This window comes from Lentzea sp. JNUCC 0626 (assembly GCF_043632865.1).
Lineage (GTDB): Bacteria > Actinomycetota > Actinomycetes > Mycobacteriales > Pseudonocardiaceae > Lentzea.
Genome location: NZ_CP171635.1, coordinates 338,749 through 361,140, shown reverse-complemented (window position 1 = coordinate 361,140; position 22,392 = coordinate 338,749). Strand labels below are relative to the sequence as shown.

Annotated in this window: 22 protein-coding genes; 11 read left to right on the top strand and 11 right to left on the bottom strand. The window is 69.8% G+C overall.

Features of this window, described 5'->3' with window-relative positions:
* Positions 1-103: 103 nt before the first annotated feature.
* Positions 104-874, top strand: coding sequence for a methyltransferase domain-containing protein (locus JNUCC0626_RS01740; protein ID WP_394617844.1), 771 nt, complete (start codon positions 104-106; stop codon positions 872-874).
* Here the strand turns inward: JNUCC0626_RS01740 and JNUCC0626_RS01735 are convergent.
* From JNUCC0626_RS01735 to JNUCC0626_RS01705, 7 genes are all read right to left on the bottom strand, one after another.
* Positions 861-1,190, bottom strand: coding sequence for a hypothetical protein (locus JNUCC0626_RS01735; RefSeq protein ID WP_394617843.1), 330 nt, complete (start codon positions 1,188-1,190; stop codon positions 861-863). The genes JNUCC0626_RS01740 and JNUCC0626_RS01735 overlap by 14 nt on opposite strands.
* A complete protein-coding gene (locus tag JNUCC0626_RS01730) occupies positions 1,187-2,440 on the bottom strand; it encodes a choice-of-anchor P family protein (RefSeq protein ID WP_394617842.1) in 1,254 nt (417 codons plus the stop codon). Before JNUCC0626_RS01730 ends, JNUCC0626_RS01735 begins: the two co-directional genes overlap by 4 nt.
* Positions 2,437-3,090 carry an ABC transporter ATP-binding protein gene (locus JNUCC0626_RS01725; RefSeq protein WP_394617841.1) on the bottom strand — a complete coding sequence of 218 codons (654 nt, stop codon included), beginning with the start codon at positions 3,088-3,090 and terminating at the stop codon, positions 2,437-2,439. Before JNUCC0626_RS01725 ends, JNUCC0626_RS01730 begins: the two co-directional genes overlap by 4 nt.
* Positions 3,087-3,779 carry an ABC transporter ATP-binding protein gene (locus JNUCC0626_RS01720; RefSeq protein WP_394617840.1) on the bottom strand — a complete coding sequence of 231 codons (693 nt, stop codon included), beginning with the start codon at positions 3,777-3,779 and terminating at the stop codon, positions 3,087-3,089. The genes JNUCC0626_RS01725 and JNUCC0626_RS01720 overlap by 4 nt, the downstream gene beginning before the upstream one ends.
* On the bottom strand, positions 3,776-5,593 hold the full coding sequence (locus JNUCC0626_RS01715; protein ID WP_394617839.1) for an ABC transporter permease: 1,818 nt from the start codon (positions 5,591-5,593) through the stop codon (positions 3,776-3,778). Before JNUCC0626_RS01715 ends, JNUCC0626_RS01720 begins: the two co-directional genes overlap by 4 nt.
* Entirely contained in the window at positions 5,590-6,987 is a 1,398-nt protein-coding gene (locus JNUCC0626_RS01710; protein WP_394617838.1) for an ABC transporter substrate-binding protein, read from the bottom strand. The genes JNUCC0626_RS01715 and JNUCC0626_RS01710 overlap by 4 nt, the downstream gene beginning before the upstream one ends.
* Positions 6,988-7,125: 138 nt before the next feature.
* Positions 7,126-7,884 carry an SGNH/GDSL hydrolase family protein gene (locus JNUCC0626_RS01705; protein ID WP_394617837.1) on the bottom strand — a complete coding sequence of 253 codons (759 nt, stop codon included), beginning with the start codon at positions 7,882-7,884 and terminating at the stop codon, positions 7,126-7,128.
* Positions 7,885-8,022: 138 nt separating this feature from the next.
* Between JNUCC0626_RS01705 and JNUCC0626_RS01700 the strand changes: the two genes are divergently transcribed.
* Positions 8,023-8,919, top strand: a complete 897-nt coding sequence (locus JNUCC0626_RS01700) for a DUF4142 domain-containing protein (protein ID WP_394617836.1) — start codon at positions 8,023-8,025, stop codon at positions 8,917-8,919.
* 91 nt (positions 8,920-9,010) lie between these two features.
* Positions 9,011-10,483: a DUF1996 domain-containing protein gene (locus JNUCC0626_RS01695; protein ID WP_394617835.1), complete on the top strand. Its 1,473-nt coding sequence runs from the start codon at positions 9,011-9,013 to the stop codon at positions 10,481-10,483.
* Positions 10,484-10,560: 77 nt separating this feature from the next.
* Here JNUCC0626_RS01695 and JNUCC0626_RS01690 read toward each other — a convergent pair whose 3' ends face one another.
* Positions 10,561-10,989 (bottom strand): DUF6210 family protein, encoded by a 429-nt coding sequence (locus JNUCC0626_RS01690; RefSeq protein ID WP_394617834.1) that lies wholly within the window; start codon positions 10,987-10,989, stop codon positions 10,561-10,563.
* 84 nt (positions 10,990-11,073) lie between these two features.
* Between JNUCC0626_RS01690 and JNUCC0626_RS01685 the strand changes: the two genes are divergently transcribed.
* The 4 genes from JNUCC0626_RS01685 to ilvD all read left to right on the top strand — a co-directional run bounded on the left by JNUCC0626_RS01685 (position 11,074) and on the right by ilvD (position 16,000).
* Positions 11,074-12,126 (top strand): NADAR family protein, encoded by a 1,053-nt coding sequence (locus tag JNUCC0626_RS01685; RefSeq protein WP_394617833.1) that lies wholly within the window; start codon positions 11,074-11,076, stop codon positions 12,124-12,126.
* A gap of 10 nt (positions 12,127-12,136) precedes the next feature.
* A complete protein-coding gene (locus tag JNUCC0626_RS01680) occupies positions 12,137-13,306 on the top strand; it encodes an alginate lyase family protein (protein WP_394617832.1) in 1,170 nt (389 codons plus the stop codon).
* A 417-nt stretch (positions 13,307-13,723) separates the two neighbouring features.
* Positions 13,724-14,302: a hypothetical protein gene (locus JNUCC0626_RS01675; protein WP_394617831.1), complete on the top strand. Its 579-nt coding sequence runs from the start codon at positions 13,724-13,726 to the stop codon at positions 14,300-14,302.
* A gap of 9 nt (positions 14,303-14,311) precedes the next feature.
* Positions 14,312-16,000: a dihydroxy-acid dehydratase gene (gene ilvD / locus JNUCC0626_RS01670; protein WP_394617830.1), complete on the top strand. Its 1,689-nt coding sequence runs from the start codon at positions 14,312-14,314 to the stop codon at positions 15,998-16,000.
* Here ilvD and JNUCC0626_RS01665 read toward each other — a convergent pair.
* Positions 15,977-16,819: a LysR family transcriptional regulator gene (locus tag JNUCC0626_RS01665; RefSeq protein ID WP_394617829.1), complete on the bottom strand. Its 843-nt coding sequence runs from the start codon at positions 16,817-16,819 to the stop codon at positions 15,977-15,979. The genes ilvD and JNUCC0626_RS01665 overlap by 24 nt on opposite strands.
* A gap of 77 nt (positions 16,820-16,896) precedes the next feature.
* Between JNUCC0626_RS01665 and JNUCC0626_RS01660 the strand changes: the two genes are divergently transcribed.
* The gene (locus JNUCC0626_RS01660; RefSeq protein WP_394617828.1) at positions 16,897-17,601 is read left to right on the top strand and encodes an SDR family oxidoreductase; all 705 of its coding nucleotides are present in this window, start codon (positions 16,897-16,899) and stop codon (positions 17,599-17,601) included.
* 134 nt (positions 17,602-17,735) lie between these two features.
* On the top strand, positions 17,736-18,545 hold the full coding sequence (locus tag JNUCC0626_RS01655; RefSeq protein WP_394617827.1) for a DUF2382 domain-containing protein: 810 nt from the start codon (positions 17,736-17,738) through the stop codon (positions 18,543-18,545).
* Between the two features lie 52 nt (positions 18,546-18,597).
* Here the strand turns inward: JNUCC0626_RS01655 and JNUCC0626_RS01650 are convergent, their stop codons facing one another.
* The gene (locus tag JNUCC0626_RS01650; protein WP_394617826.1) at positions 18,598-20,196 is read right to left on the bottom strand and encodes an AMP-dependent synthetase/ligase; all 1,599 of its coding nucleotides are present in this window, start codon (positions 20,194-20,196) and stop codon (positions 18,598-18,600) included.
* Positions 20,197-20,247: 51 nt separating this feature from the next.
* Between JNUCC0626_RS01650 and JNUCC0626_RS01645 the strand changes: the two genes are divergently transcribed.
* On the top strand, positions 20,248-20,787 hold the full coding sequence (locus JNUCC0626_RS01645; protein WP_394617825.1) for a TetR/AcrR family transcriptional regulator: 540 nt from the start codon (positions 20,248-20,250) through the stop codon (positions 20,785-20,787).
* 25 nt (positions 20,788-20,812) lie between these two features.
* Positions 20,813-21,433 carry an alpha-ketoglutarate-dependent dioxygenase AlkB gene (locus JNUCC0626_RS01640; protein ID WP_394617824.1) on the top strand — a complete coding sequence of 207 codons (621 nt, stop codon included), beginning with the start codon at positions 20,813-20,815 and terminating at the stop codon, positions 21,431-21,433.
* On the opposite strand, the gene JNUCC0626_RS01635 is transcribed toward JNUCC0626_RS01640, so the two are convergent.
* Positions 21,399-22,352 carry an SDR family oxidoreductase gene (locus JNUCC0626_RS01635; RefSeq protein WP_394621949.1) on the bottom strand — a complete coding sequence of 318 codons (954 nt, stop codon included), beginning with the start codon at positions 22,350-22,352 and terminating at the stop codon, positions 21,399-21,401. The genes JNUCC0626_RS01640 and JNUCC0626_RS01635 overlap by 35 nt on opposite strands.
* Between the last annotated feature and the right edge of the window lie 40 nt (positions 22,353-22,392).

Sequence of the window (22,392 nt, the reverse complement as noted above, 5' to 3'; positions counted from 1 at the left end):
AAATCCACTTAAGACTCACATTGTTCGGTCGCTGACGAAACCCGCTGACGTGGGAGAAACCGGTTCCGCGACCGGCACGTTTCAGTCGTACTCTCCGAGCCATATGAACGCTCAAGAACTCGCGCAGCTGATGGCGGCCTACGAGGTAAGTCCGGACATCCAGCTCACGCAGACCGCCTACCGCCTCGACCTGGCCGGGACCTGGCAGATCCCCCAGGGCGCACGGGTTCTGGAGATCGGCTGCGGCCAGGGCGACATGACCGCCGTGCTGGCCGACCAGGTGGGCCCGGACGGCCGCGTCGTCGGCACCGACATCGCCGTCCCCGGCTACGGCGCCCCGATCACCGTCGGCGACTCCGCCCGGCGCCTGCAGGACGGCCCGCTCGGGTCCCGGATCGACATGCGCTTCGAGACGGACGTGCTCACCGACGACGTCGGCACCGGCTACGACCTCGTCGTGCTGGTCCACTGCTCCTGGTACTTCGCGTCCGCCGGGCTGCTGGAGCGGACGCTGGGGAAGGCGCGCGAGCTCGGGTCGCGGCTCTGCTTCGCCGAGTGGGACCCGATGCCCGCGCACACCGACCAGATCCCGCACCTGCTGGCCGTGCTCGCCCAGGACCGGCGCGCGGGCGACACCGATCTCAACGTGCGGGCGCCGCTGACGCGCGCGACGGTGCTGGAGGCGTTGGAGCGGACCGGGTGGCAGGTCGAGGAGGTGTCCACGGTGGACACCAGCGCGTTGCAGGACGCCGACTGGGAGGTCGGCTTCGCGGTGCACGACGCGCCGGACGGGCTGGCGAAGGAGTTGCTGCGGCAGGTCGCGCGGGACAAGGGCAACGTGCCGTTGCCCGCTTACGCACTCACAGCACGCTAGTTCGTTCCAACTTCTCGCGATCTCGTTCCCGGTCGCGCTCTTCCAGCAGCTGGAGGAGCGCGTACGTGGTCTGGCGTTGCTCCTCCAGGAGCTTCGTCAGCCACGACCCGAAGTAGAGGAACCCGCCGACCCCGATCAGGCCCACCCCGAGGATCCCGCCCGACACCACGTACGGGATCTGCTCGAACGTGTACCCGGTGTGCGCGACGCCCCACCAGGCGAAGAGGATCGCCGCGATGCCCGCCGTCATCAGCATCGTGCCGACCAGCCCGAGCCCGTTGCGCAGGCGGGCCCGGCGGCGGTCCTGGATCGTCATGGCTTCACCCTCAGGTCGGGGACACCGGTCGGGTGCCCGGAAGGACAGGGGGCGCCGCCCAGCAGGAACGTGCCGAACGACTTCATGCCGAACGCACCGGCCGCCGCGACGCCGAGGCCGGTGAGCACCAGCAACGCCGGCACGCCCGGGAAGTCGAGCAACGACCGGGGCCGGGTGCGGGCGGAGGCCACCGGCACCACGGACTTGGCCGGTGGGTTCACGCCCGCGACCGGCGGCGTGCCCGGGGAGAGCGGCGGGGGTGCGTCGAGTGCCGGCGGTGGCACGATGCCGGGCGCGGGCACGTCGGGCGGGGTCAGGGGTGCGGCGGCGGAGGCGTTCGCGACGGCCTCGGTGTCGCCGACGATCACCACCATCTTGCGCAGCGGGTTGAGCAGCGGCACGAGTTCCTTGGGCAGCAGCGGGGCGACGATGCCGTCCAGGATGCCGCCGAGGCCGAGCTTGGTGCGCAACGCCAGGACGTCGACGGTCAGCGTCAGGCCGCGCGAGGTCGAGGTCGCCGCCGTGGCCTCGACCTTCGACGACGCGGTGGGCCAGTCGAGGGTGATGCCCAGTGGCGCCAAGGCTTTCAGGAGGCCGTCCGGTGGTGCGTCCGGGGACTTGACCGGGAACTTCTGACCCAGCACGGTGACCTCGGCGACGTTGAACGTGCTGGTGCCGCTGCCTTTCGCGCCGTCGCTCACGGCCACGGACTCGAACTTCACGCCCGACAGCACGACGAGTCCGGCGAGCAGCGAGATCGTCTGCGCGGACGTGACGGCGGTGGAACGGGCTTCGGACGTGCTGACCGAGCTGACACTGGTGGAGGAGAGCCCGTCGGCGGTGAGCAGGAACGGCACCTCCTGCTTGGCGCCCGCGTACGACTCGGCCTTCGCGGCACCGGCGGCGGCACGCATGCCCGGCTGGGTCTGATCGGCCGGGCCGCCGGGGTGGGCCGCGTTGGCCTGCACCGGGTAGGCGAAGCCGAGCAGTTGCGGCAGGCCCGTGCCCACGGCGGCGCCCGGCCACACCGAGGAGGCGAGCGAACGGCCGATCGGGCCGGAGCCCAGTTCGGTCTGGGTGTAGGAGAGGTGGACCTCGCCCTGCGGTTCGGCCGGGACCGGGAGCAGATCGGTGTGCAGCAGCACGGAGATCGGCGCGGCGTGGGCGGAGAGCGTGAAACCGCCGATGTCCGCGGCCTGAGCCGGTGCCGGGGACAGCAGGAGGAGCAGCAGAACGAGCGCGTACCTCATGTCGTCCCTCCGAAGTAGACGGTGGCGAGGTCGTGGTCGGCGGACACGGTTCCGTGTGTCATCACGACGACCTGGTCGGCGACGGCGGAGGCGGTCTCGGCGAACTGCTCGACGATCAGCATCGTCACGCCCGCGCGCGCCAGCTCCCCCACCACCTCGTACAGCTCGGCGACGATCACCGGGGCCAGGCCCATCGAGAGTTCGTCGATCACCACGACCGCCGGGTCGGTGAGCAACGCCCGCGAGAACGCCAGCATCTGCTGCTCGCCGCCGGACATCGACCCCGCGAGCTGCCCCCGCCGCGTCTTCAACTTCGGGAACCTGTCGTAGACCACGGCCGGGTCGCCGCGCATGAGCCGCAGGTTCTCGGCCACGGTCAGGTTCGGGAAGATCGCGCGGCCTTCCGGGATCGTGCACAGTCCCGCGCGGGCCAGTTCGTCCGGGGGCGCGTCGTTGACGTGCACGCCCGCCAGGTGGACGTGGCCGGAGGTGGCCCTGATCTGTCCACTGAGGACTTTGACGAGCGTCGACTTGCCCGCGCCGTTCGGGCCCAGCAACGCGGTGACGGTGCCGCGCGGCACGTTCAGCGAGACTCCGCGCAACACCTCGATGCGGCCGTAGCCGGCGTGGACGTCCATCAGGTCGATCATCCGAGGTACGCCTCCCGGACTCCGTCGTCCGCGCGGACGACGTCGGGCGTGGCGGACACCAGCAGCCGTCCCAGGTTCAGCACGTGCACGTGGTCGCAGTAGCCCATGACGAGGTCCATGTCGTGCTCCACCAGCACGACCGACCGGCCCTCCGCGCTGAGCTGGCGCAGCAGCTCGCCGAACTCCTCGGTCTCCGCGCGGTCGAGCCCGGACGACGGTTCGTCCAGCAGCAGCAACGAAGGGTCGGTGGCCAGCGCGCGGGCCAGCTCCAGCAACCGGGCGGCACCGGTGGGCACGGTGTCGGCCTGGTTGTGCGCGAACTCGCCGATCCCCACCCGGTCCAGGAGTTCGCCGGCCAGCTTGGCGGGACGGCGGCGGCTTTCCAGCGCCACCACCACGTTCTCCCAGACCGTGAGCGACCCGAAGACCTCCAGCCGCTGGAACGTCCGCGCCACGCCCAGCCGGGAACGCTGGTGCGGGCCGAGGCCGGTGATGTCGGCCGCGTCCAGCAGGACCCGGCCGGACGTCGGCCGGCGCAGGCCGCTGATCACGTCGAACAACGTCGTCTTGCCCGCGCCGTTCGGGCCGATCAACCCCGTCACGCCGGGTTCGACGACGAGTGACACGTCGTCGACCGCGGTCACCTCGCCGAAGCGGACCGTCACGCCCTCCACCCGCAACGTGCTCATGCGCGCCGCCAGGACCAGGCCCGGAAGCCCCAGCTGACCAGGCCGTTCGGATCGCGCGCGAGACCGGCGGCCGCGACGCCGAGCAGCACCACCGCCACCCCCGCGAACGCCGGAAACCCGCTCTGCAGCACGGGAAGCAGCATCAGCAGCGTCCCGCCGAGCAACGCGCCGGACACCGACGTCACGCCCGCGATCACCGCGAACAGCAGCAACGGCAGGTTGTTGAACAGCTGGAAGTCGCTGGCCGCCACGGTTTCCCGCAACTGCGCGAACAACCCGCCTGCCAGCCCGGCGATCGCGGCCGACAGCGCGAACACCCACACCCGGATCCAGCGCACGTTGAGGCCGAGGGTCGCGCAGGCGGCCGAGCTGTCCTTGACCGCGATCATCCGCCGCCCGAGCCGTCCGCGCCGGATCGCCAGCACCCCGATCCCGACCAGCACGAACACGAACGCCGCCAACAGCATCTGCCCGGTGGCCGACCCGACCACCGGCGGCACCTGCAGACTCCCCCGCACCCCGAACGCGATCGGCGACTGCAACACGAGCTTGTCCATGAGCTGCGCGAACCCCAAGGTCGCCAACGCCAGGTAGAGCCCGCTCACCCGCAACACCGTCAACGCGATCAACGCCCCGACCACCGCCGCCACCGCGGCCCCGGCCAGCAGGCTCAGCGGCGACGCACTGCCGAGCCGCGCGACCGTGACGGCCCCGATGCCGACGAACGTGAACTGCCCCAGCGACACCACCCCGCCGTACCCGGTGAGCAGCACCATCGACAGCAGCACGATCCCGAACACCAGCGCCAGCGCGAGTTGCCCGGCCACCACCGAGTCCACCAGCAACGCCAGCACCACGACCGCCGCGCCGAACAGCCCTGCCCCGACCCCGGTCGTCAACGCGGTCGGCACCGCCACTCCGCGCTGCCCCCGCACACCACCGATCCGCAACGGCGACTGCGGCATCGCCAGCAACACCACGAACAGCAGCAACGCCGGAATCGCCGCCCGGAACGAGATCCAGAACGGCGACGACGGCAGGTAGGCCACCGCGTACGACTGCACCAGCCCGAGCCCCAACGCCCCGACGAACGTCCACGGCAGACTCCGCAATCGCCCCACCAACGCGGCGGTGTACGCGGTGATCACCAGCAACGTCATCGTCACGTAGTCGAGCTGCACCACCGGCGTCAGCAGAATGCCGCCCAACGCCGCCAGCGCCGACCCGATCGCCCAGCTCAACGCCGACAACCGGTGCGGCCGCGTCCCGTACAACGCCGCCAGCTCCGGCGCGTCCACGCAGGCCCGCATCGCAAGCCCGGTGCGCGTCCGGTTGAGCAGCACGTACAACCCGCCCGCCACCAGCACCGCGCACAGCAACGTGATCAGGTCGTGCCCGCTGACGAACGACTGTCCGATGTGGACGCCGAGCTGGTCGAGGAAGGGCCGCACCGGCCGTGCCTGCGGCGGCCAGATCACCTGCGCCACGCCGATCAGCCCGACCAGCACACCGACTCCGGCCACCAGCGAGATGCCGACCGGCGCGCCGACCAGGCGGCGCATGATGAACCGCTCGACGACGAGCCCGAAGAGCGGCGCGGCCACGCCGACGACCAGCAGCAGGGCGAGCCACTGCGGGAGGCCGCGGTTCTCGGCGAGTTCCCAGTAGAGGAACGCCATGACCATGCCGATGGCGCCGTGGCCGACGTTGAAGACCTTGGAGGTGCTGTAGGTGAGCACGAGGCCGCCCGCGACGACGGCGTAGGCACCGCCGGTGACGAGCCCGAAGATGGTGTACGCCAGGAGCGCGGTCATCCCCCGACCCCCGTGTCGATCAGCGACCCGCACGAGTACCCCGAAGCCGGTGCCAACCGGCTCCACGCGCCACCCTTGAGCTTCACCAGCGTCATGCAGGCCGAAGTCCGCTTCCCCCCGACGTCCTGCGGCGCCACCATCCCCTCGGCCGTGAAGTCGTGCACCTGCCGCACCGCGTCGATCATCGCCTTCCGCGTCAACTGCGGCCCCACCTTCGCCGCCGTCGTCACGAACAGCCGAGCCGCCGCCCACGCGAACATCCCGAAGTACGACGGCGCCGCCCCCGGAGCCACCCGCCCGAGCCACTGCTTGTACAGCGCCACCTGGGCGTTCGACTCCTCGAACAACGCGCCGTTCGTGTAGACCACGGTCCCGTCCACGGCCGCCCCTCCCTGCCGCACGTACACGGGGTCGTAGGCGGACGGGTCGGTAATGAACGCCTCCGGCGTGTACCCCTGCTGCCGCATGGCCTGCTGCAACCGCACCGCGTACTGCGCAGACCCGATCCAGTAGACGATCTTGGCGCCGGTCTCCTTCAGCTTCGCCACGTACGGCGCGTAGTTGACGTCCGCGATGTCGATGGCCTGCGAGTACACGAACTTGATGCCGCGCGCCTCCGCCGCCTTCTGCATGCTCTTGGCGTTCTGGGCGCTCGCGTCGGCGTTGAGGTACATGTACGCCGCGTTGCCGATCGCGCCGGGGAACGCCTGCTTGACCAGGTCCGGTCCGGCAGACGACACGAGGTTCACGACGTTGGACGCGGCGCCGAAGCTCACCGCCGTGCGCTGCCGTTGGGCCGTGACGGTCGAGGCGCGCAGATCCGGGATTCCACATCCCTGAGCCGCGGGCCCGCCGCCCTGATCGAACGCCGACATCGACCCCACCAGCGCGAAGGCCTGGTCGCAGGCCTGGGCGGTCGCCTGCTGATCGCCGCCGCTGTCGGTGCGCGAGTCGAACGACACGAGCTTGAGCTTGCGGCCGCACACCGAACCCTGGGTGGCGTTGAAGTACTCGACGAACGCCTTGGTGGCCTGCTGCGCGGACTGGAAGATGCCGGGCACGGGGCCGCTGATGTCGGAGATGTTGGCGATCGTGATCTCGCCCGCCGTCACGCCCTTGTCCGTGGCGCCGCCGGTGCCCTGGCAGGCGCCCGCGATGCTGCCGGGCGGGTTCGGCTGCTTGTTCGGCTGCTGCGGGTTCGCGGCGCCCGGCTGCTCGCCCGCGGTGCCGTCGGGCACGGCGCCGTCCTCGCCGGTGACGACGCCGTCCTGAGCACCCGCCGAGCCGCCCTGGGGCACGACGAGTGCGGCGCGTTGTTCGTCGGTGAGTCTGCTCCCGCACCCGGCGATCAACGCGCAGATCGTCAGTGCGATCAGTGCGGTCCTGCGAACCATACGGTCGGACGCTAGGGCTCTGCATCCATCCAGGTCCAGGGTGGTTCTAGAACGCGTTCTACATGCAAAGAATCACGCGGAAACCCGTCACCAAAAGACACTGCCGTCGTTAGAACACCCCGCGAGAACGCGTTCTAGTTACGAGGGCGGCAACAGCTCCGGCCAACGGGGCTTGATCACGTCGCCGGACGACTCGCCGCGCACCCGGCGCACGACCCACGGCACGACGTGCTCGCGCGCCCACTTCCAGTCCTCCGCGCGCTTGGCGCGGCGGTCGACCAGAGGAGCCACGCCGAGGACGGTCCGTTCCAGCGCGTGCGCGGCGCCGAGACCTTCGAGCACCGAGATGGCGACCTCGGCGTGCCCGAGCGAGTTGAGGTGCAGCCGGTCGACCGACCACATGCGACGGTCTCGCAGCTGGCGCATGTTCCACATGTCGACGAGCACGCACGAGTGCTCGGCGGCAATGGAGCGCACGTGCTCGTTGTAGATGGCCACGCGACCACGCATCTTGCGGAACACCGGGTCGTCGGCGCCGTCCACGCCCGTGAAGAGGATTACGCGCGCGCCCGCGGTGACGAGCCGTGCGACGGCCGCGCGGTATCGGCGCATAAGTGCGTCAATGTCCACTTTGGGGCGCATGAGGTCATTGCCACCCGCATAGAGGGAAACGAGATCGGGCTTCATCGCGAGCGCGCGCTCGAGCTGTTCCCCCAGCACCTGCGGCATCAGGCGGCCACGTACGGCCAGGTTGGCGTAGGTGAAGTCGGGGTCGAGAGAACCCAGCACGTCGGCGACCCGGTCGGCCCAGCCGCGCACGCCGTTCGGCCTGCTGGCGTCGACGTCGCCCACTCCCTCGGTGAACGAGTCCCCCAACGCCACAAAACGCTTGCTCATGCTCACGACCCTATGTCGGGCATATGCAGCAGGAACGCCGGGGGGTTGCGGTCCGGGAGATAACAGTTCGATAACGGCGGCGTCTCGAACTGAGGCGCGCTCCCATTCCTGGCCGTATCCCCGTTCGTGCGACTCCCCATGGACTTGGCGAAGCCGACGCGACTGATGGTCGCGGTGGCCGGCTGCGTGCTGGCAGTGCTCCTGAACACCGGGAGCGCCGCCGGGCAGCCGAGTACGACGCCGTCCACCCCCATCTCCACCCCGCCTCCCGGGAGCAGCGGGACGGGCGACGAGGTCGTCCAGACGCAGTGGGGCCCGCTCGGACCGGCTGACCGGGACTTCCTGAACCGCGTCAAGCAGGCCGGGTTGTGGGAGAAGCCCGCTGGGGAGAAGGGCAAGGCCAAGCGGCCGGACCAGCCCAAGATCCAGGAAGCCAGCAAGCACCTCATCGAGGGGCACACCCTCCTGGACAACGTGGTGAACCGGGCGGGCGTCCTGCTCGGCCACACGTTGCCCACCGAGGCCTCGGACGAGCAGAAGGGCTGGCTCGCCGAGATGGACGCGGCGACCGGCGACGAGTTCGACGCGGTCTTCGCCAACCGGCTGCGCGCGGCGCACGGCAAGGTCTACGCCTACGCCGCCCAGATCCGCGCGGGCACCAAGAACGAACTGGTGCGCATCCTCTCGACCCAAGCGATGATCACCGTCTTCGACCACATGAAGGTGCTCGAGGACACCGGTCGCGTCGACTTCGCAGGACTGGAGTCACCGGCACCACTCGCACCGCCACCACCCGCGGACAACAGCGCCGCGACGGGTGACCAGGCGGCGGGCGACCAGTCGACCAACCCCACCGACGGCGTGATCCCGACCGTGCCCGAGGGCACGCGGTTCACCCGCACCGCCGAGCAGGGCGTTTTCGGTGAGAACAACGGCGTCTTCTTCGGCGCCATCGCGGTGCTCGCACTCGCGCTAGTGGGGATGAGATTCATCTCCCGGTCGAAGAAATCCCGACGCAAGTCTCGTTCGTTCTAAAACAGCACACCCAGGTTCATATCGAAGACAGCGGCGCCATAGCGCTGCCGACTTCGCCATGCCGTTTTACCGGACTACCACGAGGTGGCAAATGGCTATTCACCGGAGGAAATCCACGATCTGGCTCACCGCCGCTGCTGCGGCGATGGCCGTGGTCGCGGGCGGTGCCGCGGTGGTGGCCATCAGTTCTTCTGATGGCTCCGCGCTCGCCGACGGGGCGGACAAGAGCTTGTTCGTCGACATCACCAAGGTGAAGCCGAACGTCAAGAAACCAAGGCAACAGAACAACGCCACCACAGGCACGTTCACCGTGAACTGCGGGCGGAACGAGAACAATCACTTCAACCCGGACAACTTCATCGCACAGCCCGGTGTCCGCAACGGTGCCGAGCACCTGCACGACTACGTCGGCAACCTCTCCACGAACGCGGACTCCAACAACCAGTCGCTGCAGGCCGCCGGAACGACCTGCAAGAACGGCGACAAGTCCGCCTACTTCTGGCCCGTCGTCCGCATCATCGACGAGGAAGAGGCCGCGGAAGGCGAAGAGGGCGGCGAGCAGGCGCCGCCGAAGAAGGACGACAAGGCGCAGCAGGACAAGGACAAGGCCGTCAAGAACCAGGCCCAGCTCCAGTGCCCCGACGTCGCGTCGCTGCTCCCCGAGGACGTGCCGGAAGGCGCCCAGGCGGAGATCGACAAGGAACTCGAGAACATCGAGAAGGTGACCGAGGAGGCCGAGAAGAAGGTCGCCGGCACCAAGGCCCAGGACCGTGACAACGTCATCGTCGGCCCGACGCGCGAGAAGCGCGCCGCCATCCTCAACCGGATGATGCTGGCGTTCAGCCGCCAGGGTCAGCAGGCTCCCGACCTCAACCCGGCCGCCGCGTGTGCGGTGAAGGACGCGGCCCAGGGCGAGAAGGGTCTCGACAACGGCAACGAGAACTCGGACAACGCCCAGGCCGAGGGCACCGAGGACAAGCAGAACCAGAACAACGGCGAGGAGAACGCCAACAACGAGCTCGAGGGCAACGAGGGCGAGATCCAGCGCCCGGCCGTCGTCGACCTGACGTTCCGCGGTTCGCCCGTCGGCAAGGTCACCGCGATGCCCAAGTTCCTGCGCGTGCTCTACGGCGACGCCAAGGCCGGCCAGAACGGCCCGAAGAACGCCAAGGCCTCCTGGACCTGCACCGGCTTCGAGGACAAGGTCCTGATGGACAAGTACCCGATCTGCCCGCAGGGCTCGGACGTCAAGCGCGTGCACGACTTCCCGAGCTGCTGGGACGGCAAGAACATCGACTCGGCGAACCACCGCGACCACATCGTGTTCCCGGACGCCAACGGCAAGTGCAAGCAGGGCTTCAAGGCCGTGCCGCAGCTGCGCATCTCGCTGACCTACAAGATCCCGCTGGACGTCCAGCAGGACGGTCGCTACCTGGTCGACTCCTTCCCGGAGGAGGAGCACAACCCGCTCACCGACCACGACGACTTCGCCAACGTGATGTCGCAGAAGATCATGAACCGCCTGGTCAACTGCGTGAACTCGGGCAAGAAGTGCCGCGAGTGACGCTCTGACCGCCAGTGAGTGTCGAGCCCCGGTGCACCTCCCGCGCACCGGGGCTCTTCGCTGTCCTGTGTGGAACGTCAGTCGGAGTTGCACCACACCAGGATTCCGGGACCGTCCGCGGTGATCACCGGAAGCCAGGCCTCGTCGGCCTCCCGCAGGCGGCTCTCGTCCAGGCGCGGGGTGGTGGGATCCTCCCCCTCCGCGTCACACGCCCAGTAGCTGATCGTTCCGACGGCGTCGCGGAGCCTGTCCAACTGGGTGTCGGTCCACTCGTGGCCCCAGGCACCGGCGCCGCGCAGCTCCTTCTCGAACAGCGGGCGCAGGACGTCCAGCGCGTCGAGGCCGTTCACCGGCACGAGAAAGCCCTCGGCCTGGCCGAACCGGTTGGCGGTGCCGCCGCACTGGTTGCCGTAGACGACTCCGGTCGGCGCCTCGACCACCACGTGCGTCCAGGTGTCGCCGGCGGTGCCGTCGGGGTCGAGGACGACGAGGCGTTTCGGGCTCATGGACGACAGCGTGGCGGCCCGCGCCCATGCGCTCAACTCGAATTTCGTTGTACCCGAGGAAAACACCGCGGCTAGGCTTCGCCCGTGGCGAGAGGGAACCGCACCTGGCGGGACGTGGACGGCGAGCGCATCGAGGGAACCTGGCAGCACGTCTTCTGCCGCGAGGGCGACCTCCACGTCCTTCGGGACCTCTTCATCTACGCCGACGGCATGGTCGGCTTCTGGCGCTTGGTCCCGTTCGACGAGTTCGCGAGGGACATCGCCTCGCACGCACCCGACCTGCCCGACGGCGGCACAGCCTGGGTGCACGACCTGGCGTCGTGGACGTTCGCCGAGCCGAGCACCTGGCAAACCGCCGAAAGGCTCCTCGCCGACGTCCGCGACGAGATCGACCGCCTCAACCACCGGGACTCCACTACCAGGTGCCACCTGGCACTCGACGCATTCCTCGCCCGGCCGGACGAGACCGGCCGCGCCGCCCTGCACACGGCCTACCTCGCCATCCCCGAGCACAAGCGGCAGTTCGCCCTCGGCGACATGGACCACCACGACTGGCCGTTGCAGGCGCTCGCCTTCGGGCCGGGTGGCACGTTCGTCCTGCGCGGCGAAGAGCACGCCATCACCGACGAGGTCCACGCACGCGCCCTGGCCTACTTCGCCGACCGCGACGAACGGGTGCGGCAGTACGAGGAGCGCAACCCGCCGGAGCCCACCGGGCCGAGCATCCCGATCAACCTCGTGACGTTCCCGAACGGCTGGCCGAGCGACCCTGGGATCCTGGTGCTGCGCAACACCTTCCCCTCCCCCGTCACCGTCGACGGGCAGACGCACGCGAGCGTCGACGAGGCGTGGAAGGCGGTCGAGGCGACCGTCGCACCGCAGGCACGCACGGCCGTGATGGCGAAACTGCTGCGCCTCAAGTTCGCGCAACACCCCGAACTCGTGGAAACGTTGAAGGAAACCGGAACCGCGCGCCTGATCTACAGCGACTTCTCGGAGTTCTGGGGTGAGGGCAGGAACTGGATGGGGCGTCTGCTGGAGCTGATTCGCGCGGAACTGTTCGTTCACAACGATGAACCGGTTCATCAGCATGAATCTTCGACCGGGATGATTGACCAGAAAGGTATAGACCACTAACACTGGCCGCATGGTCACCCGGTCCTGCACGGTTCTGATCGCATTGCTGGCATCCCTTCTGGTGCCGGTCACGGGTTCAGCCCAGGCTGCGCCCGCGACGTTCGTCCACCCGGGAGTCGTCGTGTCCCGGCCACAGCTGGACTTCGTGCGCGCCAAGGTCCAGGCGGGCGCCCAGCCGTGGAAGCTCGCGTACGACCGCATGATGGCGTCGAAGTACGCCGACCTGAACCGCACGCCGAAGCCGCGCGCGGTCGTGGAATGCGGTCCCGTCAGCAACCCGAACAACGGGTGCACCGACGAACGCGAAGACGCCCTCGCCGCCTACACCCTGTCCCTCGCCTGGTACGTCACCCGCGACGTCCGGTACGCGAACAAGGCGATCCAGATCATGGACGCCTGGTCCAACACCATCCGCGACCACACCAACTCGAACGCCCCGCTGCAGACCGCCTGGTCGGCGAGCAGCTGGCCCAAGGCCGCCGAGATCATCAAGCACGTGTACGGGAACTGGCCCAACAGCGCCAGGTTCGGCACGATGCTGCGCACCGTCTACCTGCCGGAGATCCAGAACGGCCGCGCGAACACCAACGGCAACTGGGAACTCAGCATGATGGAGGCGTCCATCGGCATCGCCGTCTTCCTGGAGGACCGCGCCGCCTACGACAAGGCCATCGGCATCTTCCGGACGCGCATCCAGGCGTTCATCTACCTGACCACCGACGGCGCCCTGCCGAAGACGCCGCCGGGCAGCGGCATCGACACCAGGGCGGAGATCATCTCCTACTGGCACAACCAGTCCACGTTCGTCGACGGCCTCACCCAGGAGACCTGCCGCGACTTCGCCCACACCGCCTACGGCCTGTCCGCCGCCTCGCACCTCGCCGAGACCGCGCACATCCAGGGCCAGGACATCTGGGGCGAGATCAAGGACCGCATGCGCCACGCCTGGGGCCTGCACTCGAAGTACCAGAACGGCGAGCCGATGCCGTCCTGGCTGTGCGGCGGCAGGCTGAGCCGCGAACTCGGCCCGACGCCGGAGGTCAGCTACAACGCGCTGAACACCCGGCTGGGCATCGCGATGGCCAACACCAAGATCTACACCGAGTCCAACCGTCCACACGCGACCGACAACCTGTTCATCGCCTGGGAAACCCTGACCCACGCGGCGAACCCGTCGTAACGCGCCCGCGGTGGGGCGGTCGACGGCCGCCCCACCGCGAGTGGAACTCCCGCGCCGTGGTCACGAGACGCCGCGCTTCGTCGATCTTCTCGTGATGTCGATCGGGAGGAACGCGCCCGGCCGTCGGGGTCGGATCGGAGTCCGGAAGGCCGCCCGTCGTCGACTCCAGCAGCACGATCAACACATGCACGCCGGAGTCCAGGCAGGCTCCCGAGAACACGACCGACAGGTCGACGCAGTTCGCCAGACGCGGGCTCTTAAGCACCTCGGCCGGTGCACGACAGCTCCCCTCGTCGGCCGGTCATTGGGACTTCGCCTGCGGGACAAGGCACGTTGCAGCGCGCGTAACGGCCTCCGGGCGCCGACCGATCAACCTGACCGGTAGGTTCGCAGCGCCGTTCACACTCGGGGGAAACAGTGGCCGATCGACTCCAGGTGCTCACCTCGATCTACCAGGCGGATCGCGCCGACCGCAGCGCGACGCTCACCGTCAGCCTCGCCACCATGGGCGCCGCCGTCACCTACCTCGTCGGCACCATCGCGTTCTACGACAAGATCGACCTGCTCGGCTGGGCCATCGCGCTGCTGCCGTTCCCGCTGCTGTGCATCGCGGCGTTCCACGCGAACCTGCTCACGGTGGCCGCCCTGCGCGCCCGCTCCATCCTGGCGCTCGAACGGGAACTCGCCACCGCGGCGGGCGGACTCGACCCCGACACCATCGGCGTCATCGCCAGCGAGCGGGCCACGAACGTGCACACGGCCCCGAAGGCGCAGAAGTTCGCGACGCTCATCGCGTACGGCGGGGTCGTTCTCATCTACCTCGTGTACATCGGGCTCATGCTCGTCAAGGCCGCGCGGCACCTGGGCGGCTGGGTCGCCGTGCCGATCACGGCGTACGCGGTGCTGCTCGTGCCGATCGCGCTCGCCTGGCACCGGAGCACGACGTTGCTCGACTTCCGCGCGTCTCAGGATGAGAGCGCACCCGCTGACGACTAGCGTGCGTTCATGACCGATACACCGGACGTGAAGCCCCGCAGCCGCGACGTGACCGACGGCCTGGAACGCACCGCCGCGCGCGGGATGCTCCGGGCCGTCGGCATGGGTGACGAGGACTGGGAGAAGCCGCAGATCGGCGTCGCCTCGTCGTGGAACGAGATCACCCCGTGCAACCTGCCGCTGGACCGCCTCGCGAAGGCGTCGAAGGACGGTGTGCACGCGGCGGGCGGGTACCCGCTGGAGTTCGGCACGATCTCGGTGTCGGACGGCATCTCCATGGGGCACGAGGGCATGCACTTCTCGCTCGTGTCGCGCGAGGTGATCGCGGACAGCGTCGAGACCGTGATGATGGCCGAGCGCCTGGACGGGTCGGTGTTGCTCGCGGGGTGCGACAAGTCGTTGCCCGGCATGCTGATGGCGGCGGCTCGGCTCGACCTCGCCAGCGTGTTCCTCTACGCCGGGTCGATCCTGCCCGGCCGGGTCACGCTGAGCGACGGCACGGAGAAGGAGGTCACGATCATCGACGCCTTCGAGGCCGTCGGTGCGTGCGCACGGGGTCTCATGAGCCGCGAGGACGTCGACCTGATCGAACGCGCGATCTGTCCGGGCGAGGGCGCGTGCGGCGGCATGTACACGGCGAACACCATGGCCAGCGCGGCCGAGGCGCTCGGCATGTCGTTGCCGGGCAGTGCCGCTCCCCCTGCGACGGACCGGCGTCGTGACGGGTTCGCGCGCAGGTCCGGCCAGGCCGTGGTGGAGATGCTCCGCAAGGGCATCACCGCGCGGCAGATCATGACGCGGGAGGCGTTCGAGAACGCCATCGCGGTCGTCATGGCGTTCGGCGGTTCGACCAACGCCGTGCTGCACCTGCTGGCCATCGCGCACGAGGCCGGCGTCGAACTGAGCCTCGACGACTTCAGCCGCATCGGCGCGCGCGTGCCGCACCTCGCGGACGTGAAACCGTTCGGGCGGCACGTGATGACCGACGTCGACCGCATCGGCGGCGTGCCCGTGGTGATGAAGGCGTTGCTGGACGCCGGTCTGCTGCACGGCGACTGCCTGACGGTCACCGGCCGCACGGTCGCCGAGAACCTCGCCGACATCGCTCCGCCCGACCCGGACGGCCTGGTGCTGCGGGCGTTGGACAAGCCCATCCACCACACCGGCGGCATCACGATCCTCAAGGGCTCGCTCGCGCCGGAGGGGGCCGTGGTCAAGTCCGCGGGCTTCGACTCGGACGTCTTCACCGGCACCGCGCGGGTGTTCGACCGCGAGCGCGCCGCGATGGACGCGTTGGAGGACGGCACGATCACCGCCGGCGACGTCGTGGTCATCCGGTACGAGGGGCCGAAGGGCGGGCCGGGCATGCGCGAGATGCTCGCGATCACCGCCGCGATCAAGGGCGCGGGCCTCGGCAAGGACGTCCTGCTGCTCACCGACGGCCGCTTCTCCGGTGGCACCACGGGACTCTGCGTCGGGCACGTGGCACCGGAGGCGGTCGACGGCGGACCCATCGCGTTCGTGCGCGACGGCGACCGGATCACGCTGAACGTCGCCGAGGGCACCCTCGACGTGGACGCCGACCTGGACAGCCGCAAGGACGGCTGGGCCCCGCTTCCTCCGCGCTACGAACGGGGTGTGCTCGCCAAGTACGCCAAGCTCGTCGGCTCGGCGTCACGCGGAGCGGTCTGCGACTAGTGCCTTGGCCGCCAGGACCAGTTCACCTGCGGGTGCTCCTGGCGGCCAGGCCAGCACCGTCGTCACGTCCGGAGCGTCGGTGACCGGCACCGCGACGTGCTCCGGCCACTGCCAGGCGCGGCTCGACGCGGGGATGACGAGCAGGGTCAGGCCGAGCGCCACGAGCTGGGCCAGCTGCGACTGGGTGCGCACCTCGGGCCCCGGGCCGTCGGGGTAGGTGCCGTCGAGGCGTGGCCAGCGGGCGATCGGCAGGCCCGGCACGTCGCTGACCTCGGCCAGCGTCACGCTCTCCCGCGCCGCGAGCGGGTGCGTGGCGGGCACGATCGCCACCTGGCCCTCGACGTGCACGTCCTCGGTCTCGAACCCGGCGAGGTCGTCGTACGGCCGGTGCATGATCGCCACGTCGGCCTGCCCGTCGCGCAGCCGGTGCGCCTGCTCCCCCACCTCGCACAGCAGCACCTCGACCGGCACGCGCACCTCGTCCAGCAGGGCGCGCAGCAACTCGTGCGACGCACCGGCCTTCGTCACGAGCACCAACGGCCGTTCCGGATCGCCTGCGCGGCGCGTCCGGCGGGCCGCTGCCGAGACCGCGTCGAGCGCGATCCTGCCCTCCCGCGCCAGCACCCGCCCGGCGTCGGTCAGTTCGGCGCCGCGGCGGTCGCGGTCGAGCAGTCGCACGCCCAGCCGTCGTTCCAGCAGGCTGATCGCCCGCGAGAGCGGCGGTTGCGCGATGCCGAGCCGTGCCGCCGCCCGTCCGAAGTGCAACTCCTCGGCCAGGACGACGAAGTAGCGCAGCTCGCGGGTCTCCAGGTCGTCCACGCCACCGAGGCTAATACCCGGCGGGTATCAGGGCTTACTGAATCGATCTTGGACACCGCCCGGACCGTGAGCCGAGCATGGAAGGCGTGAACGACACGAAGACCGCGCTGGTCACCGGCGCGAACAAGGGAATCGGCTTCGCCATCGCGGCAGGACTCGGCGCGCTCGGCTTCCGGGTCGCGGTAGGCGCGCGCGACGACGTCCGCCTCGCCGAGGCCGTCACACGCCTGCAAGCCAAGGGAATCGACGCGTTCGGCGTCGCACTGGACGTCACGTCCGACGACAGCGTGGCCACGGCCGCCGCCTCGCTCTCCAGGCTCGACGTGCTGGTCAACAACGCGGGCATCGGCGGCCCGATGCCCCAGGATCCGACCACGCTCGACCTCGACGCCGTCCGAACTGTGTTGGACACCAACGTGTTCGGGGTCGTGCGGGTCACGAACGCGGCGCTTCCGTTGCTGCGCAAGGCAGAACGGCCGCGCATCGTGAACGTGTCGAGCAACATGGGGTCGCTGGCGCTGCGCACCGGCCCGATCATGGCCGCCTACGCGCCGTCGAAGTCGATGCTCAACAGCCTCACCGTCCAGTACGCGCGGGCGTTCGAGGGCACGAACGTCGTCGTGAACGCCTGCTGCCCCGGCTACGTCGCCACCGACTTCACCGGCCACGCGTCGCAGCGCTCACCCGAGGAGGGCGCCGCGATCGCGCTCAGGCTCGCCACCCTGCCCGACGACGGCCCGCGCGGCGGCTTCTTCGACGACGAGGGAGTCGTCGCCTGGTGAAACCCAAGGTCGCCCGGTCGGCTGAACAGCCGCCCGCGCACGGTCACCCGGTCGGCGGTCACCCGCGGTGCGGCGCCGGGCCGCGGGTACCTCGCGATGGCAAGCCACCAGCCAATCGCGAGAGGGACGACGCAATGATCGACCAGAAGCACGTTGAAGCTCTGTACGACTGCGACGTGATCGACAACCACGGCGAGAAGATCGGTTCGGTCAAGCGGGTGTGGCTGGAGGACGGCACCGGCAGGCCGATGTGGGCCGAGGTCCACACCGGACTGTTCGGCATGAAGGAGAGCTTCGTCCCGATCCAGCAGGGCGAGGTGGCGGGCGGCGGGATCACCGTCCCCGTCTCCAAGCAGCAGGTGAAGGACGCGCCCAGCGTGCACACCTCGGACGACCACATGACCGACGAGGAGCAGGACGCCCTCTACCGGCACTACGGGATGATCCCGCAGGCCAAGACCGGCGAGCACGACCGGATCGACGGCGGGCAGGACCGCAGGCGCGAAGCCATGCGCGGCAACGAGATGCGGGCCGAAGGCACGCGCGGCAAGGACGGGCGCGGCAAGGACGTGCGGGACGAGGGCGCCGAGGTCACGCTCTCCGAGGAGAAGCTCGACGTCGGCACCCGCAGCGTCGAGACGGGCCGGGTCCGGCTCGTCAAGCACACGGTCACCGAGCAGCGCAACATCACGGTGCCGGTCACGCACGAGGAGGTCCGGGTCGTCCGCGAGCCCGCGAAGGGCAACGCGGGCAAGGCTTTCACCGACGAGCAGGCCGAGGTCACGCTGCACCGCGAGGAACCGGTGGTGCAGAAGCGCACCGAGGCCACCGAACGGGTCCGGCTCGAGAAGAACGCCGTCACCGAGCAGCGCGAGGTCAAGGGCGAGGTCCGCAAGGAACGCGTCGAGGTCGAACGCGACGACGAACCGCGCGGCCGCCGCTGACGAACGTCGTTGCGAACCGCCCACCACTTCCGCCGGTGGGCGGTTCGCCGCGTCAGTACAAACCGTCGAGAACGTCCTTGTACCGCTTCTCGATCTCCCGCCGGCGTGGCTTGAGCGACGCGGTCAGCAACCCGTCCTCGACGCTGAAGTCGTGTTCCAGCACGGCAAAGCGCTTGATCGTCTCGTGCCTCGCGAGCTGCGCGTTGACGGTCTTGATCGCGGTGCCGACCTCTTCCTCCGCGTTGGTGAGACCCGCGGCGGTGTCGGGGTCGAGCGTCACCAGCGCCACGCAGTACTTGCGCCGGTCGCCGTGCACGATCACGTTGCTGATGTACGGCGACGCCGCGTTGATCATGCTCTCGATCCTGGCCGGCGCCACGTACTTGCCGCCCGAGGTCTTGATCAGTTCCTTCTTGCGGTCGGTGATCTTCAACCGGCCCGCCTCGTCGAGTTCGCCGATGTCACCGGTGTGCAGCCAGCCGTCGACCAGCGACTCGGCCGTCGCGTCCGGCCGGTTGTGGTAGCCGCGCATGACACCGGGGCCGTGCAGCAGCACCTCGCCGTCGTCCGCGATCTTCACGTCCATGCCGGGGATCGGCGGGCCGACCGTGCCGATCTTGATCATGCCCGGCCGGTTGAAGAACGTGGCGGCGGACGACTCGGTGAGCCCGTAGCCCTCCAGGATCGTGATGCCGGCGCGTTCGAAGAACTCGGCGATCTCCGGCGCGAGCGGCGCCGAGCCCGACACGAAGTAGCGGATCCGCCCGCCCACCCGGTCGCGCAACTTGCGGTACACCAGGCGATCCGCGAGCCAGCGGGTCGCCGGACCGTGCTCGCGGTCGGCCCACCGGAAGATCTTCTCGGTGGCGCCGCCCTTCTCCCGCGCCCCGGCGACGATCCGGCCGTGGATCTTCTCGAAGATGCGCGGCGCGGCGGCCACGATCGACGGCCGCAGTTCGCCCAGGTTGTCGACGATCCGCTCGACGCTGCCGTCCACCGCCGTCGGCACGCCCGCGGCGATCATCGCCATCGTGAGCACCTTGCCGAACGCGTGGGACAGCGGCAGCCACAGGAAGTGCAGGTCGTCCGGCCGCAGGATGCCCAGCGACGCAATGGCTTCCGCCGTCGTCAGCCAGTTCTCGTGGGTGAGTTCGACACCCTTGGGCGTGCCGGTCGTGCCGGAGGTGTAGATCAACGTCGCGAGGTCGTCCGGCGCGAGCACGCCGATCAACGCGGCGTAGTCGCCCTCGCCGCGCGGCACCGCCCCGAACCGCAGCACCTCGACGCCGTCCGGCATCGACGCGGCGTGCTCGTCGGTCTCGACGACCACGATCCGGCTGCCGGAGTCGCCGACGATGTGCGCGACCTCGCCGGCCGTGCTGTTCGGATAGATCGTCGTGGTGGCGCCCCCGGCGGCGAGCACGGCGAGGTCGGTGACGATCCACTCGATGCTCGTCTTGCCCATCAACGCCACGCGGTCGCCCTTGCGCAGCCCCGCGGCCACGAGCCCGAACGCCTCGGCGGCGACCCGGTCCTGCAACTGGGCCCAGGTCAGCGAGACCCAGCCGCCCTCACCGCGGTACCGCATCGCCTCGGCGTCGGGCGTGCGGGCCGCGCGATCGCGCAGCAGGCCGGGAATCGACAGCGCCATTGCTCTCCACCTTCGTCTAGAGCGTCGCTCCAGAGCGGTACTCTAACCCTCGTGTCCGACCGACGACAGTCTCTCCTCGCCGCGGCGCTGCGGCTCGTCGAGGAAGGCGGCCTGGACGCCGTCACGATCGCGGCCCTGACCGAGCGCTCCGGCATGTCGAACGGCAGCATCTACCACCACTTCGGCAGCCGGGCGGGCGTGTTCGCGCAGCTCTACGCCGACAGCTACGGCCGGTGCGTCGCCGCGATGCTGCCCGCGCTCCAAGCCCCGACAGCGGCCGAGGGCGTGCGCGGCCTGACGTTGAGCTACCTCGACTGGGTCATGGCGAACCCGAGCCGCGCCCGCTTCCTCTACGCCGCACCCGACCACGCGGACCCGGCGGCCAAGATGTCGGAGTTCGCGCCGGTGCTCGCCTGGTTCCTCGACCGGATGGCGGCAGGCGAACTGCGGACCGTGCCGCCGTGGACGCTGGAACCCGTGGCGATGGGCCCGGCGCACGAGTCGGTGCGCCGGTTCCTGCTCGGCGTGTTCGACCTGGCGCAGGCGCGCGAGGTCGTGGCGGACGCGGTGTGGGCAGTCCTCAAGCCCTGACATGCTTTAGAACACGTGTTCGATTATGCTGCCGTCCATGCGCCAGGGATCCCTCTTCGACCTGGAAGCGGAGCCGGAACTGGCCCCGCTCGCCCCGCGCCGCACCGAGCTGGACCACGGCGCGTGGATCGACGTGCAGCCGGGCTGGCTGTCGGGCGCCGACGCGGTGTTCGACCAGCTGGTCGAGGAGGTGCCGTGGCGGGCCGAACGCCGCCAGATGTACGACTCGGTGGTCGACGTGCCGCGCCTGCTCCGCTTCTACGACGGCGCGCTGCCGTTCGACGTCCTGACGACCGCCCGCGAGCAGCTGAGCAGGCACTACCTGGCCGAGCTGAACGAGCCGTTCACCACGGCGGGCCTCTGCTACTACCGCGACGGGCGGGACAGCGTCGCGTGGCACGGCGACACGATCGGCCGGGGCCAGACCGAGGACACGATGGTCGCGATCCTGTCCGTCGGCACGCCCCGCGCGCTGCTGCTGCGGCCGCGCGGGGGCGGTGAGACGCACAAGTACGCGTTGGGGCACGGCGACCTGCTCGTGATGGGCGGCTCGTGCCAACGCACCTGGGAGCACGCCATCCCGAAGACGTCGAAGGTCGTCGGGCCGCGGATCAGCGTCCAGTTCCGCCCGCACGGAGTCCGCTGACCAGTTCCTCGGACACCTCCCACACCCGCCGCGCCTCGTCGGCGCTGGTCAGGCGGCTGTAGAGCTTCTGCTCGGCCGCCGGGCCGCTCAGGTGACCGAAGCGGCTCGGGCCGTAGAACGGTGCGGGCTCAGGCGTCGTCGCCGCGAGCCAGGCCGGGAGCTGGGCCGACTCGACCGTGCCGAGGACACCGATCCTGGACATGACCCGGATGAACCGCACGCCGAGCGTGTCGCCGCTGCGGCCGATCTCGGGGCGGGCGGCGAGCAGGTTGGTCGGTGCGACGCCGGGGTGCGACAGGACGCTCGTGACGCCCCAGCCGGCCGCGGCACTGCGCCGGGCGAGCTCCAGCCCGAACAGGCCGAAGGCGATCTTCGACTGGCTGTACGCCTTGCGGCCGCTGTAAGAGCGCTCCCAGTTCAGGTCGTCCCAGTTGATCGCGCCCTCGTTGGCCGCGATGCTGATCTGCGAGACCACCCGGCCTCCCTTGAGCAACGGCAGCAGCCGCGTCACGAGCGCGAAGTGGCCCAGGTGGTTGGTGCCGAACTGGAGCTCGAAACCGTCCTCTGTGGTCTGCCGCTCCGGCGGGGTCATCACGCCCGCGTTGCAGACCAGGACGTCCACCGGCTTGCCCTCGTCCAGCAACGCCGTGGCCAGCGCGTCGACCGAGCGCAACGACGACAGGTCGAGCGACCGCAACGACACGTCCGCACCCCGGACCGAAGCGAGCGCCGCCTCGCCCTTGCGCTGGTTGCGGACCGGCAGGACGACCTCGGCCCCGGCCTGCGCGAACCGTCGCGCGAGGCCCAGTCCGACGCCGTCGCTGCCGCCGGTGATGACGACCCGCTTGCCGTTCAACCCGTTCATCGTGCTCTCCCCTGTCCGTCGTGGTGTCCTCCACGGTGGCCGGACCCGCCGCAGCGGATCCAGGACCTGACGATCCGTGGCTACGGCCGAGCGC

Excerpts from the sequence above, each read along its gene's own strand:
- JNUCC0626_RS01640 (WP_394617824.1), top strand. The coding sequence starts at position 20,813 with ATGCTGCCGTCCATGCGCCAGGGATCCCTCTTCGACCTGGAAGCGGAG.
- JNUCC0626_RS01700 (WP_394617836.1), top strand. The coding sequence starts at position 8,023 with ATGGACTTGGCGAAGCCGACGCGACTGATGGTCGCGGTGGCCGGCTGC.
- JNUCC0626_RS01715 (WP_394617839.1), bottom strand. The coding sequence starts at position 5,593 with ATGACCGCGCTCCTGGCGTACACCATCTTCGGGCTCGTCACCGGCGGT.
- JNUCC0626_RS01705 (WP_394617837.1), bottom strand. The coding sequence starts at position 7,884 with ATGAGCAAGCGTTTTGTGGCGTTGGGGGACTCGTTCACCGAGGGAGTG.
- JNUCC0626_RS01655 (WP_394617827.1), top strand. The coding sequence starts at position 17,736 with ATGATCGACCAGAAGCACGTTGAAGCTCTGTACGACTGCGACGTGATC.
- JNUCC0626_RS01650 (WP_394617826.1), bottom strand. The coding sequence starts at position 20,196 with ATGGCGCTGTCGATTCCCGGCCTGCTGCGCGATCGCGCGGCCCGCACG.
- JNUCC0626_RS01740 (WP_394617844.1), top strand. The coding sequence starts at position 104 with ATGAACGCTCAAGAACTCGCGCAGCTGATGGCGGCCTACGAGGTAAGT.
- JNUCC0626_RS01710 (WP_394617838.1), bottom strand. The coding sequence starts at position 6,987 with ATGGTTCGCAGGACCGCACTGATCGCACTGACGATCTGCGCGTTGATC.
- JNUCC0626_RS01695 (WP_394617835.1), top strand. The coding sequence starts at position 9,011 with ATGGCTATTCACCGGAGGAAATCCACGATCTGGCTCACCGCCGCTGCT.
- JNUCC0626_RS01690 (WP_394617834.1), bottom strand. The coding sequence starts at position 10,989 with ATGAGCCCGAAACGCCTCGTCGTCCTCGACCCCGACGGCACCGCCGGC.
- JNUCC0626_RS01720 (WP_394617840.1), bottom strand. The coding sequence starts at position 3,779 with ATGAGCACGTTGCGGGTGGAGGGCGTGACGGTCCGCTTCGGCGAGGTG.
- JNUCC0626_RS01735 (WP_394617843.1), bottom strand. The coding sequence starts at position 1,190 with ATGACGATCCAGGACCGCCGCCGGGCCCGCCTGCGCAACGGGCTCGGG.
- JNUCC0626_RS01660 (WP_394617828.1), top strand. The coding sequence starts at position 16,897 with ATGGAAGGCGTGAACGACACGAAGACCGCGCTGGTCACCGGCGCGAAC.
- JNUCC0626_RS01730 (WP_394617842.1), bottom strand. The coding sequence starts at position 2,440 with ATGAGGTACGCGCTCGTTCTGCTGCTCCTCCTGCTGTCCCCGGCACCG.
- JNUCC0626_RS01680 (WP_394617832.1), top strand. The coding sequence starts at position 12,137 with ATGGTCACCCGGTCCTGCACGGTTCTGATCGCATTGCTGGCATCCCTT.
- ilvD (WP_394617830.1), top strand. The coding sequence starts at position 14,312 with ATGACCGATACACCGGACGTGAAGCCCCGCAGCCGCGACGTGACCGAC.
- JNUCC0626_RS01725 (WP_394617841.1), bottom strand. The coding sequence starts at position 3,090 with ATGATCGACCTGATGGACGTCCACGCCGGCTACGGCCGCATCGAGGTG.